The organism is Cupriavidus sp. HE11, assembly GCF_056097175.1.
The window spans coordinates 1,838,778-1,854,227 of record NZ_CP184464.1; the positions used below are offsets into that span (position 1 = coordinate 1,838,778).

The window sequence follows — 15,450 nt, forward strand, 5'->3', positions numbered from 1 at the left end:
GCTTGTCGGTCAGCATCGTCATGGCTTACTCCTCTTCCTCGACGTGCTTGCTCGTCAGCGAACGCCACAGCAGCACCGGAATGATCAGCGTGAAGACGATGACCTCCTTGAAGGCACTGGCCCAGAACGATGAATACGATTCGAGCAGCCCCACCAGCAGCGCACCGAGAGCCGCCACCGGGTAACTCGCCAGCCCGCCGACGATGGCGCCCACGAAGCCCTTGAGCCCCACCAGGAAGCCCGACTCGTAATAGATCGTTGTCAGCGGCGCGATCAGGATGCCGCACAGCGCGCCCATTGCGGCGGCCAGCGTGAACGACAGGCGGCCGGCCTGCGTCGTGCCGATGCCCACCAGCCGTGCGCCCAGCCGATTCACGGCGGTGGCGCGCAAGGCCTTGCCCTGCAGCGTGCGTTCGAAATAGAAGTACAGCGCGGCGATCAGCACGCCGGACACCACCACCACCCACAGGCTCTGCCCCGACACGCTAAGGCTGCCCACGTCGAAGCGCGCATCCGAAAACGGATTCGTGCGCGAACCTTCTGCGCCGAACATCACCAGCCCCAGCCCCACCAGCGCGAAATGCACGCCCACCGACACGATCAGCAGCACCAGCGTGCTGGCTTCGGCCAGCGGCTGATAGGCCAGCCGATAGAGCATCGGCCCGAGCGGGATCACGATCAGCAACGTCAGCGCGATCTGCACCAGCATCGGCAGTGGCTCGCCGCCGTACTGCTGCACCAGGACATGCACGGCCCCGGGAAACAGCAGGTATTTGCCCGCCAGAATCAGGATCCGGCGCGGCGCGGTCAGCCGCAGCTCTGGGCTGCGCAACACCGCCACACCATCGTAGAGGAACGTCAGCACCCCCATGGCAAGCAGCAGCCACGTGGTTTGCGGTGCATGGCCGGCCTGCATGGCGGCCAGCGTCAGCGCGCCGTAGGCCACGAACTCGCCCTGGGGGATGAAGATGACGCGCGTCACCGAGAACACCAGCACCAGTGCCAGTGCCAGCAGCGCGTAGATCGCGCCGGAGGTGATGCCGTCCTGCGCCAGAATGGCCGCAATCGATAGGTCCATTGTCTGCCCGTGTTATGTGCGCGCGTGGTTGGCGCCTGTGCTTGCCGCTACCGCAGCTTCAGCTTAGAGACTCCACCGCGCAATGCCTAGAGGGTGGCGGGAAATCGCGGGGGCAAAAAAAGGGCGCATGGTCTGCCATGCGCCCTGCGTTGCTACGTTGCCCAGCGTGTGACCCCTGCCAGCCGGTCGTCTGCCGGCTTACTTCTGCAGCTTCCACTTGCCATCGACGATCTGCACCATCACGCGCGCGCGCTGGTCCATGCCGAGGTGGTCGGTGGGGCTCATGTTGATGATGCCGTGCGATACGGGCAGATTCTTCGTTTGCTCCAGCGCATCGCGCAGGGCCTTGCGGAACTCCCTGGTGCCGGGCTGGCCCTTCTTGAGCGCCTCGGGAATCGCGTTCTGCAGCAGCAGGCCGGCATCCCAGGCATGGCCGCCGAAGGTCGACACCTGTCCACCAAACGCCTTCTCGTAGGCCGCTTTGTAGGTCATGGCCGGCTTCTTCACCGGATTGCTGTCGGGCAGCTGCTCGGCCACCAGCAACGGCCCGGCCGGCAGGAACGTGCCTTCGCAATCCTTGCCGCACACGCGCAGGAAATCGGGGTTGGCCACGCCGTGCGTCTGGTAGATCTTGCCCTTGTAGCCGCGCTCCTTGAGCGCCTTGGCCGGCAGCGCGGCCGGCGTGCCCGAGCCCGCGATCAGCACGGCGTCCGGATTGGTGCCCATCATCTTCAGCACCTGGCCCGTCACCGAGTTGTCGGTACGGGCAAAGCGCTCGTTGGCCACCACCTTGATCTTGCGCATTTCCGCCACCTTGGCGAATTCCTGCGCCCAGCTGTCGCCATAGGCGTCCGCGAAGCCGATGAACGCCACCGTCTTCACGTTGTTGCTGGTCATGTGCTCGGCCAGGGCGGTTGCCATGTGCGAGTCGTTCTGCGGCGTCTTGAAGATCCAGGCGCGCTTGCTGTCCATCGGCTCGATGATGCGGGCCGAGGCGGCCATCGAGATCATCGGCGTTTCGCTTTCAGCCGCCACGTCCACCATCGCCAGCGAATTGGGCGTGACGGTGGAGCCCACCACCACATCCACCTTGTCTTCGCTGATCAGCTTGCGCGTGTTCTTGACCGCCGTGGTCGTGTCGGTGGCATCGTCAAGCACGATGTACTCGATCTTCTTGCCGGCGATTTCCTTGGGCAACAGCGTGAAGGTGTTCTTCTCGGGGATGCCGAGCGAGGCGGCCGGCCCGGTGGCCGAAACCGTGACCCCAACCTTTACCTGGGCGCTGACCGCGCCCGAGAACAGACTGGCGGCGGCAAGTGCCAGCAAGCTGGCGCGCTTGAACGTCATGGCTTGTCTCCTTCGATTCCAAAAACGGAAAAAGGCATCCGCCGGCTTCCGGCCGACGGATGCCTTCAGTTTTTTTGTGGCCCACTCTGGCAGGCTCTTTGGCAGATGCAACGCTGGCATCCGATCTCAGCCGGGAACATCGAAGTTCGTCCCGTTTTTTCCCGTCCTGCGCCATTACCCCCGGATTGCGCAGTTGCATTCCCCGACCGCTCGGTCGGGAATGCGAATCGAGTCTAACACAGCGATGTGATACGAAAAGGCCGGATTAACCCGCAGCAGCACGGGCGCAACAGTCGAGGGTTTCCGTTGTCCGGCAGCCCTTTCAGGCGACTTGCCGACCCGTCGCGGCCCTAGCGCAGGAACGCGTCGTAAGCGGTCTTCAGGATCAGCGCACTGACCACCGCGATGAACACCTTGCGCACGAAGCGGCTGCCGTGACGCAGCGCCAGCTTGCTGCCCACCTGGCTGCCGGCCACATTGGCCAGTGCCATCACGATGCCCAGTTGCCACCAGACATGGCCCTTTGCCGCAAGCAGCAGCAGCGCCGCCAGGTTGGTAGCCAGGTTGACGATCTTGGCCGAAGCCGACGCGTGCAGGAAGTCGTAGCCGAACACGCGCACGAACACGATCATCAGGAAGCTACCCGTACCCGGCCCGAACACGCCGTCATAGAACCCGATCGCGGCGCCGGCGAGCAGTGCCGCCAGCCGTTCGCGTCCGCCCGACAGCGTCGGCGCATGCTCGGTGCCCAGATCCTTCTTCACCACCGTGTAGACCAGCAGGACCAGCAGTACAAAAGGCAGCGCCTTGCGCAGCGGTTCGGCCGGAATCATCGTCAGCGTCCACGCACCGGCCATCGAGAACACGAAGGCTGCCAGCATCGCGGGACCGGTGGCCCCCCAGTAGATCCGCACCCTGCGCGCAAAGCGGAAGGCGGCGTTGGATGTCCCGGCCAGCGACGCCACCTTGGTCGTGCCGATCAGCGTGGCCGGCGACATATTGGGATAGGTCGAGAACAGCGCCGGCACCTGCACAAGGCCGCCTCCGCCCGCCACAGCGTCGATCATGCCGGCCAGAAAGGCGGCCGCGGCCAGAAATGCAAACTCCATGGTTGAACAGTCCGAACGGTCGAAAGAGTAAGGGGGCGGAGAGGATCGAAGGAATCGAAAGAGGCGGGACAGGTGGCGCCAGACCCGCTACGAGGGCATCCCGGCCGCCAGGGTCGTCAGCCCAGCCGTTTTGGCGTCGGGACCAGGCTGCGCAGCCACAGGCCATCGGCATCGCGCTGGAAGCCCTGCGGCGCCCTTTCGCCGTCGGCCACCAGCCCCGGCGCCAGGCGGATATGGCGGATGCCATGGGCACGGCACCAGTCGGCCAGCGTCTGGCAGGTGGCTTCGAGCCAGCCCGCAGCATCGGCGGCCGGCGGCCACCACTCGGCAGCCATGGCGACGCGACCGCCCAGCGAAAGGCTGTGGACGAGCGTGACCGGCATCAGGCAGGCCAGCGCCGCCGAAGAGTCGCCGGGATCGATGCAATCGCGCACCGCGCTGGTGCCGCCGCCCAGCAGGCAGATACCGTGGCCGCCCTGCTCCAGCAACGCGTCCAGCGACAGCCGCCGGGCGCGCGCCTCGGGCACCGGCAGCGGCGCGCGGGCGTCCAGCCAGGCGTCGATGGCGAAACCATCGGCACTGACGCCTACAAGCACCTGATACTGCACTTTTGAGGAATTCGGGGGATCGGATGGGGAGGACATGGCCGGCCAGGAAAGCTGGCCGGCATTGTCGCATGGGGGCTGGCGGGGGGTCATGCCCAACATGCATCGACCGGCGCATCGGCCGTGGCGGGTGTCGTGAACGGCGGTTTCCGGGGGCTGGAAATGAAAAAGGCGTTGCCGGGGATCACCCAGCAACGCCTCTTTATCGTATTGGCTGCTGCTACCCGACACCGGGTGCGCGCCTGTCGTCTCCTCGCTTCCGCCTCCAAGTAACCTGCGAAAACCGTATATGCAATGTAACGAACCGGTGCGTATGAAACAAGTCAGCAATAACCCTAGCCCCAAAATCGGGCATGTCGCCCCATCTTCACTCGGGGCGCCGGCTAATGCTTGTCCGACTTGCGGCCAGTCAGCGCGATCAGCTCGCCCATGATGCCCCGGCGGAACGTCAGCACGCAGATCACGAAGATCACGCCCGTCACCATCGTCACCGACTCGCCTAGCGCGTTGAACCAGCCCATGCCGGTCAGGTTCGCCAGGAACGTGCCGATATCGCCAAGCTTGTTTTCCAGTGCCACGACCACAAAGGCACCGACGATCGGGCCCGACAGCGTACCCAGGCCGCCCACCAGCGTCATCAGGATCACCGAGCCCGACATCGACCAGTGCACGTCGGTCAGCGTACCAAAGCCCAGCACCAGCGCCTTGATCGATCCAGCCAGGCCCGACAGCGCCGCCGAGATGACGAAGGCCAGCAGCTTGAAGCGGTCCACGTCGTAACCCAGCGAGATCGCCCGCGGTTCGTTCTCGCGGATCGCCTTCAGGATCTGGCCGAACGGTGAGTGAACGGTGCGCACGATCAGCGCAAAGGCCGCCACGATGATCACCAGGGCCACGTAGTACAGCGTCATGTCGTCGGCCAGCGGCAGCACCCCGAACAGCTTGCCGCGCGGAATGCCCTGCAGCCCGTCCTCGCCGCCCGTGAACGGCGCCTGCAGGCAGAAGAAGAACAGCATCTGCGCCAGCGCGAGCGTGATCATCGAGAAGTAGATGCCCTGGCGGCGAATCGCCAGCGAACCCACCACATAGCCGATGGCCGCGCCGGACAGCGTGCCGAACAGCAGGCCCAGTTCCGGCGTCACGCCCCACACCTTCATGGCATGGCCGGCCGCATAGCCCGCACCGCCGAAGAACGCCGCATGGCCGAACGACAGCAGGCCCGTAAAGCCGATCAGCAGGTTGAACGCGCATGCGAACAGTGCGAAGCACAGCACCTTCAGCACGAACACCGGGTACGCGCCGGCCAGCGGCGCCACGATCAGGCCCAGCAGCAGCAGGCTGTAGAGCACCTTCTTCTGCAATCCCGTACCTTCCTTGAAGCCCTTGGCCTCGACGGCCACAGCCGTTTGTCCAGTTTGTCCGCTCATCACTTTTCCCTCCCGAACAACCCGGCCGGGCGCAGCAGCAGCACGATCACCATGATGAAGAACACCACGGTCGACGATGCTTCCGGATAGAACACCTTGGTCAGCCCCTCGATCACACCGAGCCCCAGGCCCGTGATGATCGACCCCATGATCGAACCCATGCCGCCAATCACCACCACGGCGAACACGATGATGATCAGGTTCTGGCCCATCAGCGGCGATACCTGGATCACCGGCGCCGCCAGCACGCCGGCAAACGCGGCCAGCGCCACGCCAAAGCCGTAGGTCAGCGTCACCATCAGCGGCACGTTGACGCCGAAGGCTTCCACCATCTTCGGGTTCTCGGTGCCGGCACGCAGGTACGCGCCCAGCTTGGTCTTCTCGATCGTGAACCACGTAGCCAGGCACACCACCACCGACGCGGCCACCACCCATGCACGATAGTTCGGCAGGATCATGAAGCCCAGGTCCGTGGCACCCTGCAGCGCGTCGGGCGGCGAATACGGCAGGCCGGAGACCCCGTAGATCGAGCGGAAGATACCTTCGATGATCAGCGTGATGCCCAGCGTCAGCAACAGGCCGTAGATGTGATCGAGCTTGTAGATCCAGCGCAGCATCGTCTTCTCGATGATGACGCCCACCAGGCCCACCACAAGCGGCGACAGGACCAGCATCACCCAGTAGTTGAGTCCGGCGTATTCCATGCCCGCCCAGGCCAGCACCGCCCCGAGCATGAAAAGCGCGCCGTGCGCGAAGTTGATCACGTTGAGCAGACCGAAGATCACGGCCAGCCCCAGGCTCAGCATCGCGTAGAAAGCGCCATTGACCAGGCCCAGCAGTAGCTGGGACAGCATGGCGGGTAGTGGAATTCCGAAAATATCCATGGCTTAAATTGCCTTCTGGGTCTCCCCTCTCCCACAAGTGGGAGAGGGGTCGGGGGAGAGGGCTTGGCGGCTCAATCTGCCACCCTCGCATGTTGATATGCTGACCCTCCCCCCCTGCCCCTCTCCCGCGCACGGGAGAGGGGAGCAAACCATCCTGGGTTCGCCTGCCTTGCTTACTTCTTCAGCAGCGAGCACTTCGAATCGGCCACCGTCGTGAACGCCTGGTCGCCCGGGATCGTTGCCACCACCTTCAGGTAGTCCCACGGCTTCTTCGACTCTGCCGGCGCCTTGACCTGCATCAGGTACATGTCGTGGATGTTGCGGCCATCGGCGCGGATGTAGCTCTTGTTGTAGAAGTCGTTGATCTTCATCTTCTTCAACTCGGCCATGACCTTGTCCGGGTCGTCGGTCTTGGCGGCTTCCACGGCCTTCAGGTACGTGCTGACGGCGGAGTAGTCGGCGGCCTGCAGGCTGCTCGGCATCTTCTTCATCTTGCCGAAGAAGCGATTCGCGAACTTGCGGGTGTCGTCGTTCATGTCCCAGTACCAGCTGTCGGTCATCAGCAGGCCTTCGGTGTTCTTCAGGCCCAGGCTGTGCACGTCGTTGATGAACATCAGCAGGCCGGCAATCTTCATGGTCTTGGTGATGCCGAATTCCTTGGCCGCCTTGATCGCATTGATCGTGTCGCCACCGGCATTGGCCAGGCCCAGGATGTCAGCCTTCGATGCCTGCGCCTGCAGCAGGAACGACGAGAAGTCCGACGCCGACAGCGGATGGCGCACCTGGCCCACCACCGTGCCGCCGTTGGCCTTCACCACGGCTGCCGTATCGCTTTCCAGCGAATGGCCGAACGCGTAGTCGGCAGTCAGGAAGAACCACTTCTTGCCGCCCTGCTTCACCACCGCGCTGCCGGTGCCCTTGGCCAGCGCCACCGTGTCATACGCGTAGTGCACCGTGTACGGCGAGCACTCTTCGTTGGTCAGGCGGGCCGTGCCGGCGCCAATGTTGAAGTAGACGCGCTTCTTTTCCTGCGCCACCTTGTTCATGGCCAGGCCTGTGGCGGAGTTCGTGCCGCCCAGCAGCATGTCCAGGCCCTGCTGGTCCATCCATTCGCGCGCCTTCGACGCAGCGATGTCAGCCTTGTTCTGGTGATCGGCGCTGACCAGTTCGATCGGCTTGCCCAGCACCTTGCCACCGTGATCCTCGATGGCCATCTTGATCGCTTCGAGGCCGCCCGGGCCGTCGATGTCGGCATACAGGCCCGACATGTCGGTGATGTAGCCGATCTTCACCGTATCGTTCGATACCTGCGCAGAGGCGCCCCCTGCAAACGCACCAAAGACAGTTGCCGCCACTGCGACAGCCAGCCGAGTCATCTTCATGTCTTGTCTCCTGAGTTGCGGCGGCGAGCAGCCACCCGTTCCTGCCATCTCGTAAAAATACGATCCAACACGATCCGAAAATTGCGACCCTGGCGCCGGTCTGGCGCAGTGGGTCAGACCCCAAGCAGTTCGTTCAGCACCGGCATCTTGGCCTGCAGCTCGCTGGCGGCAAAGCGCTCGACGATGGCGCCGTGCTCCATCACGTAGAAGCGGTCGGCCAGCGGCGCGGCGAAGCGGAAGTTCTGCTCCACCATCACCACGGTGTAGCCCTTCTTCTTCAGCATCAGGATCATGCGCGCCAGCGCCTGCACGATCACCGGCGCCAGGCCCTCGGAGATTTCATCGAGCAGCAGCAGGTTCGCGCCCGTGCGCAGGATGCGGCCCACGGCCAGCATCTGCTGTTCGCCGCCGGACAGCCGCGTGCCCTGGCTCTGCTTGCGTTCCCGCAGGTTCGGGAACATCTCGTAGATCTCGGCCTCGCTCATGCCCGGGGTGTCGCCGCCACGGGCGCCCTTGAGCACCGGCGGCAGCAGCAGGTTTTCCTCGCACGACAGGCTGGAGAAGATTGCCCGCTCTTCCGGGCAGTAGCCGATGCCGTAGTGCGCGATCTTGTGCGTGGGCAGGCCGATGGTCTCGTTACCGTTGATCTTGATCGATCCCTTGCGCGTGCCGGTCAGCCCCATGATCGCGCGCATGGTGGTGGTGCGGCCCGCGCCATTGCGGCCCAGCAGCGTCACCACCTCGCCACGGTTCACGGTCAGGTCCACGCCGTGCAGGATGTGCGATTCGCCGTACCAGGCGTGCAGGTCCTTGATTTCGAGTGCGGGAATATTCGCGGTCATCAGTGCGCTCCCTGCAGTTCGGCATCGGCGGTGCCCATGTAGGCTTCCATCACGCGCGGGTCCTTCGACACCTCGGCGTACGGGCCTTCGGCCAGGATGGCGCCACGCTGCAGCACCGTGATCTTGTCGGCAATCGACGACACCACGTTCATGTTGTGCTCGACCATCAGGATGGTGCGGCCAGCCGACACCTTCTTGATCAGCTGCGTCACACGGTCCACGTCCTCGTGGCCCATGCCCTGCGTGGGTTCGTCCAGCAGCATCAGCTCGGGCTCCATCGCCAGCGTAGTGGCGATCTCCAGCGCGCGCTTGCGGCCATACGGCAGGTTGACGGTGGTGGTCTCGGCGAACTCGGTCAGGCCCACCTGGTCCAGCAGTTCCATGGCGCGCGCGTCGAGCACGTCGAGCGACCGCTCGCTGCGCCAGAACTGGAACGCGGTGCCCAGTTGGCGCTGCAGGCCGATGCGCACGTTTTCGCGCACGCTCAGGTGCGGGAACACGGCGGAAATCTGGAACGACCGGATCACGCCGCGCCGCGCAATCTGTGCGGGCTTCTCGCGCGTGATGTCGATGCCGTTGAAAAGGATGGTGCCCGTGGTGGGCTCCAGGAATTTGGTGAGCAGGTTGAAGCAGGTGGTCTTGCCCGCGCCGTTCGGTCCGATCAATGCATGGATCGAGCCGCGACGCACGCGCAGGTTGACGTCGCTCACCGCAGTGAACCCCTTGAATTCCTTCGTGAGGTTCTTCGTTTCCAGGATGATTTCCTGAGTCATAGTCTCCTGCCCGCCCTCTTGCTGCATGCCAGGTTGTGCCCGGCTACTGACAATGGTTCGAACTACGGCGCTTTGTCGCCATGTTTGCCGCTTTAGGTATAGGTGGGAACGGTGCGGCTACCGTGGATGACGGTGCGTGAAGTGAAGGCTGCGGCACCGTATACCGGCGACTATTGTGTGCGCCTGCTGCGTCGCAAAACATCGGGGTTTGCACTAGGCGTAATACATTAACGACGTGACAGCAATCCGATGTGCGAAGCCGTACCGACGTCTGCGGGCATCGGCTTCGCCAGGTATCGTGGAAGACCCTTACGCCGGGACTGACGTGACGATTTCCGGTGCATTTGCTGCACCGCTCGCACGCGCCTTGCGGTCGGCACGAATCATGTCGCTGGCCCGCTCCGCGATCATGATCGTCGGCGAGTTGGTGTTGCCAGATGTGATCAGCGGCATGACCGAAGCATCCACCACGCGCAGGCCGGCAATGCCGCGTACGCGCAGCCGGTTGTCGACCACCGCGTCGGCGTCGTCGCTGGTGCCCATGCGACAGGTGCCCACCGGATGGAAGATCGTGGTGCCGATGGCGCCGGCCGCTTCCGCCAGCTGCTCGTCGGTCTGGAACGCCGGGCCCGGCAGCCATTCGCTGGGCTGGTATGGCGCCAGCGCCGGCGATGCCACGATGCGTCGCGTCAGGCGAATCGAATCGGCGGCCACCTTGCGGTCGGCTTCGGTCGACAGGTAGTTCGGTGCGATCAGCGGGGCGCGGCGGAAGTCCGCATTATCGATATGCACGCTGCCGCGCGACGTGGGCCGCAGGTTGCACACGCTGGCAGTGAAAGCGTTGAAGTCGTGCAGCGGCTCGCCGAACTTGTCCAGCGACAGCGGCTGCACGTGGTATTCGACGTTGGCGCGGGTCTGGCTGTCGTCGCTACGCGCAAACGCACCCAGCTGAGAGGGCGCCATGCTCATCGGCCCACTCTGGTTGAATGCGTACTGCAGCCCGATACCGAGCTTGCCCCACCACTTCGACGCACGCGTATTGAGCGTGCGCACACCCTGCACCTTGATGACCGTGCGCAGCTGCAGGTGGTCCTGCAGGTTCTCGCCCACGCCGGGCAAGGCTTGGCGCACGCGGATGCCCAGCGCCTGCAGCCGTTCCGGCTGGCCGATGCCCGACAGTTCGAGCAGTTGGGGCGAATTGATCGCGCCGGCGGCCAGGATCACTTCTTCCGTGGCGCGCGCTTCCAGCTGCTGGCCGCCGCCCAGGTATTGCACGCCGGTGCAGCGCCGGCCGTCCGGCGAATCGAAGACCAGGCCGCTGACCTGGGCCCCGGTGACGATGGTCAGGTTGGGCCGGTCCGACGCCTTGCGCAGGAATGCCTTGGCCGTGTTCCAGCGAATGCCGCGCCGCTGGTTCACCTCGAAATAGCCCACGCCGAAGTTGTCGCCGCGGTTGAAGTCGTCGGTGCGCGGAATGCCGGCCTGCTCGGCCGCGTCGATAAACCGCTCCAGGATGTCCCAGTGCAGCCGCTGCCCTTCCACGCGCCATTCCCCGCCGGCGCCGTGGAAGTCGTTGGCGCCGCGATGATGGTCCTCGCTACGCTTGAACAGCGGCAGCACGTTGTCCCAGCGCCAGCCGTCGTCACCGGTAATGCGCGCCCAGTCGTCGTAATCCTCGCGCTGGCCGCGCATGTAGATCATGCCGTTGATCGACGAGCAGCCCCCGAGCACGCGCCCACGCGGATAGCCCAGCGAACGGCCGTTGAGGCCCGCCTCTTCCACAGTGCGGTACAGCCAGTCGGTGCGCGGATTGCCGATGCAGTACAGGTAGCCCACCGGAATGTGGATCCAGTGATAGTCGTCCTTGCCACCGGCTTCCAGCAGCAGCACGTTGACGTCGGCGTCCTGCGTCAGGCGATTGGCCAGCACGCAGCCGGCCGAGCCGGCACCCACGATGATGTAGTCGTACGTCTCCATATCCCTTGCTTCCTTTGCTGGCCCTGAGGGCCTTTTGTTTTTCTTGTGGAATGCCGGGCATCATCGCACGACTTGGCAGCCCCCGTCGTCAGGGCTTTGCCGGAGTCTCCAGGTGCCGGACAAGCCAGTCGGCCAGTGTCGCGAACACCTCGCCACGCAGCGGCTCGGCCTCGTTGAAGATCTCGTGGAAGCCGGTGTCGAACCAGGCCATGTCGCGCAGGTCCTCGGGCGCGTTGTCGAAGAAGGTGCGGCTGCCCTGCGGATCGACGATGCTGTCGGCGCCGCCCACCAGCATCAGCATGGGCGCCTCCAGCCTTGGCGCATCGGCCTGGGCCTGGGCCATGCCGCGCAGGAAAGACTCCAGCACACTGGCGCTGATCATCCCCTGCACCAGCGGATCGGTACGATAGGCCCGCGCCACTTCGGCATCGTGCGACAGCAGATGGGCGTCGATGGGATTCGGCACGCGCATACGCGGCACCAGCGCCAGCAGCACGCGATGCAGCGTGAGCATACTGTTGGACAACTTCAACGCCAGCGCCGGCGACGACAGGATCAAGGCGCGGACCGGTCGCACGCGCGCCGTGGCAAAGCGCGCCGCCACCAGCCCGCCCATGCTGTGGCCCAGCACGATCGGCAATTCCTGCCATTGCCGCACTGCGGCATCGTGGATTTCGGCCAGGTCGTCGAGATAGCTGTCGGGATGCGGCACCACCATGCGCGGGCCGCCGCTCGCGCCATGCCCCCGGTGGTCATAGGCCCGCACGCGCAGCCCCAGTGCGCACAACGCGGCCGCCACATGCCCATAGCGGCCACTGTGCTCGGCCAGTCCGTGGACGAGCAGGACGGTACCAACGGGATCGGCAAAGCGCAGCGGGTCGGGCAGCCAGGTACGCAGCAGCAGTTCGGTGCCATCGCGCATGCGCTGGCGCGATTCGGTCGGCACGATGGATGGCGCCGGCGTGGACGCCATGGCAAAGGCCGTCACAGGTTCGTTCATCCCAATCTCTCCTTGTTGGGACCTGCTTGTCGTTATGCTGCTGCCTGCTTGTCCGCGCTCAGGAATGGCATGCCGGACAGTCCGATGCGATGTCCGACAGGATCGGGCAGTCTGGCCGGTCGTCGCCGCTGCAGGCCTCGGCCAGCGCGCGCAATGTGTCGCGCATGGCGGCCAGCTCGGCAATCTTGACCTCCAGTTCTGCCACATGCCGCAGCGTCAGCGCCTTGACGTCGGCGCTGGCCCGGCCGCGATCATGCCAGAGCGACAGCAGGTTGCGAATCTCGTCGAGCGAGAATCCGAGATTACGGGCGCGCCGCACGAAGCGCAAGGTATGCACCGCGCGTTCGTCGTAGCGGCGGTAGCCGCCCTCGCTGCGCGGCGGCGCATCGACCAGGCCGATCGATTCATAGTGCCGGATCATTTTGGCGGATACGCCCGAGGCGTCCGCCGCTTCGCCGATATTCATCGTTACTCCTTTGCTTGCTTGCCGGCCAGCGGATGCCAGCGGCGCAGCAGCAGCGCATTGCTGACCACGCTGACGCTGGAGAACGCCATCGCCGCACCCGCCACCACCGGATTGAGCAGCCCCGCCACGGCCAGCGGAATGCCGATCACGTTATAGATGAAGGCCCAGAACAGGTTCTGGCGGATCTTGCGCACCGTGCGGTGCGACACCGCCAGCGCATCGGCCACCAGCGCCGGATCGCCGCGCATCAGCGTAATGCCGGCCGCGTGCATCGCCACGTCGGTGCCGGTGGACATCGCGATGCCGACATCGGCCGCCGCCAGTGCCGGCGCGTCGTTGATGCCATCGCCAACCATCGCCACCACGGCCTTGCCGTCCGCCCGCAGTGCCGTCACGCGAGCAGCCTTGTCTTCCGGCAATACCTCGGCCTGCACATCGTCCAGGCCCAGCACGCTGGCTACACGAGCCGCCGCGCCGGCATTGTCGCCAGTCAGCATCACGGTGCGGATGCCGGCCTCGCGCAGCCGTGCGATGGCGGCTGCGGCGCCCGGCTTGAGCGCATCGCCGAATGCCACCAGCCCCAGCACGGTCTGCTGCTGGGCATCGATCAGCCATGACACGGTACGCCCTTCGCCGCGCAGGTGTTCGGCATCGGCCTGCAGCGCACCCGCATCGGCATTCAGCGATGCGCGCAGCCCTTCACTGCCCAGTTGCAGCGCCTGTCCTGCCACCACCCCGGCAATGCCGCGGCCCGGCAGCGCGCGCACGTCGACAGCCACGGGCGCCGTGATGCCGCGCTCCGCGGCCAGCGTCACCACGGCACGCGCCAGCGGGTGCTCGCTGCCAGCCTGCAGCGCAGCCAGCTTTTCCAGCAGCGCGTTGTCGTTGCCATCGACGGCGTGCAGCGCCACCACTTCGGGCTTGCCCACGGTCAGCGTGCCGGTCTTGTCGAAGGCCACGATCGACACGCGATGCGCCACTTCCAGCGCCTCGGCGTCCTTGATCAGGATGCCGGCACGCGCGCCGGCGCCCGTACCCGCCATGATCGCGGTCGGCGTGGCCAGGCCCAGCGCGCAGGGGCACGCGATGACCAGCACCGCCACCGCGTTGAGCAGCGCCTGGCTCCAGTCGCCGGCAATCACGCCCCAGCCCAGCAACGTCGCCAGCGCAATGCCCAGCACCACGGGCACGAACACCGCGCTGACCTGGTCCACCATGCGCTGGATCGGCGCCTTGGCCGCCTGCGCATGCTCCACCATGCGGATGATCCTGGCGAGCACTGTCTCGGCACCCACGGCAACGGTGCGCGCCACCAGCAGCCCTTCGAAATTGATCGCACCACCGGTCAGGCGGTCGCCTGGCTGCTTGGGCACCGGCAGCGATTCGCCGGTCAGCATCGATTCGTCGGCATGGCTGCTGCCGGTCACCACCTCGGCGTCGACGGGAATCCGCTCGCCGGGCCGCACGATGATCTCGTCGCCCACGCGCACCTCTGCCAGCGGCACGGTCTGCTCCGCGCCGTTACGGACCACCCGCGCCGTGTCGGGGCGCAACGCGGCCAGCGAGCGGATGGCATCGGCCGTCTGGCGCTTGGCGCGCACCTCCAGCCATTTGCCAAGCCGCACCAGCGTGATCACCACCGCAGCACTTTCAAAATAGAGATGAGGCATCGCGCCGGGTTCGGCATCGAACATCTGCCAGATCGACAACGCGTAGGCCGCCGATGTACCCAGCGCCACCAGCAGGTCCATATTGCCGGCGCGGGCGCGCACGGCCTTGTAGCCGGCCTTGTAGAAACGCCAGCCGAACACGAACTGCACCGGCGTGGCAAGCAGCCATTGCAGCCAGCCCGGCAGCATCGCGTGGATGCCGAACCATTCCAGCACCATGGGGGCCACCAGCGGCAGCGACAGCGCGGCGGAGATCACCACGGGCCACGGGCCCGACCAGAAATCGGCCCGCGCGTCCGTACCCGATGCAGCGGCCACCGCATCGACCACCGCCTTCGCGCCATACCCGGCGCGCGTCACGGCGGCGGCAAGCGCCGTGGCATCGGCCGTGCCGCGCAGCACCGTCACCGTGGCACGCTCGGTGGCAAGGTTCACCTGGGCGTCCTGCACGCCCGGCACGGCACGCAGCGCGCGCTCCACACGGCCCACGCATGACGCGCAGGTCATGTCGGCGATCTCCAGTTCGATCTCGTCGCGCGGCACCTCGTAGCCTGCATCGGCCACCGCCTGCGCGGCGGCGGCCAGGGCAGCCCCGCCTTCGGCATGGAGCGTGGCCTGCTCGGTGGCAAGGTTGACGGCCACGTCATGCACGCCGGGCACCTTCGCCAGCGCACGTTCCACGCGGCCCACGCACGACGCGCAGGTCATGCCCTCGACGGGCAGGCGCCACTCGGCCGCACCGGGCGCATTCCGGGTGGCGTTCGATGTGGTGTTCGGGACGGGATTCAGGGAAGACGCAGGCGTGGACATGGACGGAATCCGGCAAGGCGCACGTGGCGCGACAACTGTACTGTGGACCTTACCATCATTGGAAGGTCAAGGTCGCCCGC

The 15,450-nt window shown here is 65.7% G+C and carries 13 protein-coding genes; all 13 read right to left on the reverse strand.

Annotated features, from left to right (window positions below; all coding sequences use genetic code 11):
• Nucleotides 1-25: 25 nt before the first annotated feature.
• Nucleotides 26-1,078, reverse strand: coding sequence for a branched-chain amino acid ABC transporter permease (locus tag ACOABP_RS08590; protein ID WP_474227737.1), 1,053 nt, complete (start codon nucleotides 1,076-1,078; stop codon nucleotides 26-28).
• Between the two features lie 198 nt (nucleotides 1,079-1,276).
• Nucleotides 1,277-2,425, reverse strand: a complete 1,149-nt coding sequence (locus ACOABP_RS08595; protein WP_474227738.1) for an ABC transporter substrate-binding protein — start codon at nucleotides 2,423-2,425, stop codon at nucleotides 1,277-1,279.
• 350 nt (nucleotides 2,426-2,775) lie between these two features.
• The gene (locus tag ACOABP_RS08600; RefSeq protein WP_474227739.1) at nucleotides 2,776-3,534 is read right to left on the reverse strand and encodes a sulfite exporter TauE/SafE family protein; all 759 of its coding nucleotides are present in this window, start codon (nucleotides 3,532-3,534) and stop codon (nucleotides 2,776-2,778) included.
• Nucleotides 3,535-3,650: 116 nt separating this feature from the next.
• Complete coding sequence (locus tag ACOABP_RS08605; protein WP_474227740.1) at nucleotides 3,651-4,130, reverse strand: hypothetical protein; 480 nt, start codon at nucleotides 4,128-4,130, stop codon at nucleotides 3,651-3,653.
• Between the two features lie 392 nt (nucleotides 4,131-4,522).
• Complete coding sequence (locus tag ACOABP_RS08610) at nucleotides 4,523-5,566, reverse strand: branched-chain amino acid ABC transporter permease (protein WP_474227741.1); 1,044 nt, start codon at nucleotides 5,564-5,566, stop codon at nucleotides 4,523-4,525.
• Nucleotides 5,566-6,450: a branched-chain amino acid ABC transporter permease gene (locus ACOABP_RS08615; protein WP_474227742.1), complete on the reverse strand. Its 885-nt coding sequence runs from the start codon at nucleotides 6,448-6,450 to the stop codon at nucleotides 5,566-5,568. Before ACOABP_RS08615 ends, ACOABP_RS08610 begins: the two co-directional genes overlap by 1 nt.
• Nucleotides 6,451-6,623: 173 nt before the next feature.
• Nucleotides 6,624-7,832, reverse strand: coding sequence for an ABC transporter substrate-binding protein (locus ACOABP_RS08620; RefSeq protein ID WP_474227743.1), 1,209 nt, complete (start codon nucleotides 7,830-7,832; stop codon nucleotides 6,624-6,626).
• 113 nt (nucleotides 7,833-7,945) lie between these two features.
• Nucleotides 7,946-8,674 carry an ABC transporter ATP-binding protein gene (locus ACOABP_RS08625; RefSeq protein ID WP_474227744.1) on the reverse strand — a complete coding sequence of 243 codons (729 nt, stop codon included), beginning with the start codon at nucleotides 8,672-8,674 and terminating at the stop codon, nucleotides 7,946-7,948.
• On the reverse strand, nucleotides 8,674-9,447 hold the full coding sequence (locus ACOABP_RS08630; RefSeq protein ID WP_474227745.1) for an ABC transporter ATP-binding protein: 774 nt from the start codon (nucleotides 9,445-9,447) through the stop codon (nucleotides 8,674-8,676). The genes ACOABP_RS08625 and ACOABP_RS08630 overlap by 1 nt, the downstream gene beginning before the upstream one ends.
• A 309-nt stretch (nucleotides 9,448-9,756) precedes the next feature.
• Nucleotides 9,757-11,424, reverse strand: coding sequence for a GMC family oxidoreductase (locus ACOABP_RS08635; RefSeq protein ID WP_474227746.1), 1,668 nt, complete (start codon nucleotides 11,422-11,424; stop codon nucleotides 9,757-9,759).
• A gap of 88 nt (nucleotides 11,425-11,512) precedes the next feature.
• Complete coding sequence (locus ACOABP_RS08640; protein ID WP_474227747.1) at nucleotides 11,513-12,424, reverse strand: lysophospholipase; 912 nt, start codon at nucleotides 12,422-12,424, stop codon at nucleotides 11,513-11,515.
• Nucleotides 12,425-12,482: 58 nt separating this feature from the next.
• On the reverse strand, nucleotides 12,483-12,890 hold the full coding sequence (gene cueR, locus ACOABP_RS08645; protein ID WP_474227748.1) for a Cu(I)-responsive transcriptional regulator: 408 nt from the start codon (nucleotides 12,888-12,890) through the stop codon (nucleotides 12,483-12,485).
• 2 nt (nucleotides 12,891-12,892) lie between these two features.
• On the reverse strand, nucleotides 12,893-15,370 hold the full coding sequence (locus ACOABP_RS08650; protein ID WP_474227749.1) for a heavy metal translocating P-type ATPase: 2,478 nt from the start codon (nucleotides 15,368-15,370) through the stop codon (nucleotides 12,893-12,895).
• Nucleotides 15,371-15,450: the final 80 nt, after the last annotated feature.

Excerpts from the sequence above, each read along its gene's own strand:
- ACOABP_RS08590 (WP_474227737.1), bottom strand. The coding sequence starts at position 1,078 with ATGGACCTATCGATTGCGGCCATTCTGGCGCAGGACGGCATCACCTCC.
- ACOABP_RS08595 (WP_474227738.1), bottom strand. The coding sequence starts at position 2,425 with ATGACGTTCAAGCGCGCCAGCTTGCTGGCACTTGCCGCCGCCAGTCTG.
- ACOABP_RS08600 (WP_474227739.1), bottom strand. The coding sequence starts at position 3,534 with ATGGAGTTTGCATTTCTGGCCGCGGCCGCCTTTCTGGCCGGCATGATC.
- ACOABP_RS08610 (WP_474227741.1), bottom strand. The coding sequence starts at position 5,566 with ATGAGCGGACAAACTGGACAAACGGCTGTGGCCGTCGAGGCCAAGGGC.
- ACOABP_RS08615 (WP_474227742.1), bottom strand. The coding sequence starts at position 6,450 with ATGGATATTTTCGGAATTCCACTACCCGCCATGCTGTCCCAGCTACTG.
- ACOABP_RS08620 (WP_474227743.1), bottom strand. The coding sequence starts at position 7,832 with ATGAAGATGACTCGGCTGGCTGTCGCAGTGGCGGCAACTGTCTTTGGT.
- ACOABP_RS08625 (WP_474227744.1), bottom strand. The coding sequence starts at position 8,674 with ATGACCGCGAATATTCCCGCACTCGAAATCAAGGACCTGCACGCCTGG.
- ACOABP_RS08630 (WP_474227745.1), bottom strand. The coding sequence starts at position 9,447 with ATGACTCAGGAAATCATCCTGGAAACGAAGAACCTCACGAAGGAATTC.
- ACOABP_RS08635 (WP_474227746.1), bottom strand. The coding sequence starts at position 11,424 with ATGGAGACGTACGACTACATCATCGTGGGTGCCGGCTCGGCCGGCTGC.
- ACOABP_RS08640 (WP_474227747.1), bottom strand. The coding sequence starts at position 12,424 with ATGAACGAACCTGTGACGGCCTTTGCCATGGCGTCCACGCCGGCGCCA.
- cueR (WP_474227748.1), bottom strand. The coding sequence starts at position 12,890 with ATGAATATCGGCGAAGCGGCGGACGCCTCGGGCGTATCCGCCAAAATG.
- ACOABP_RS08650 (WP_474227749.1), bottom strand. The coding sequence starts at position 15,370 with ATGTCCACGCCTGCGTCTTCCCTGAATCCCGTCCCGAACACCACATCG.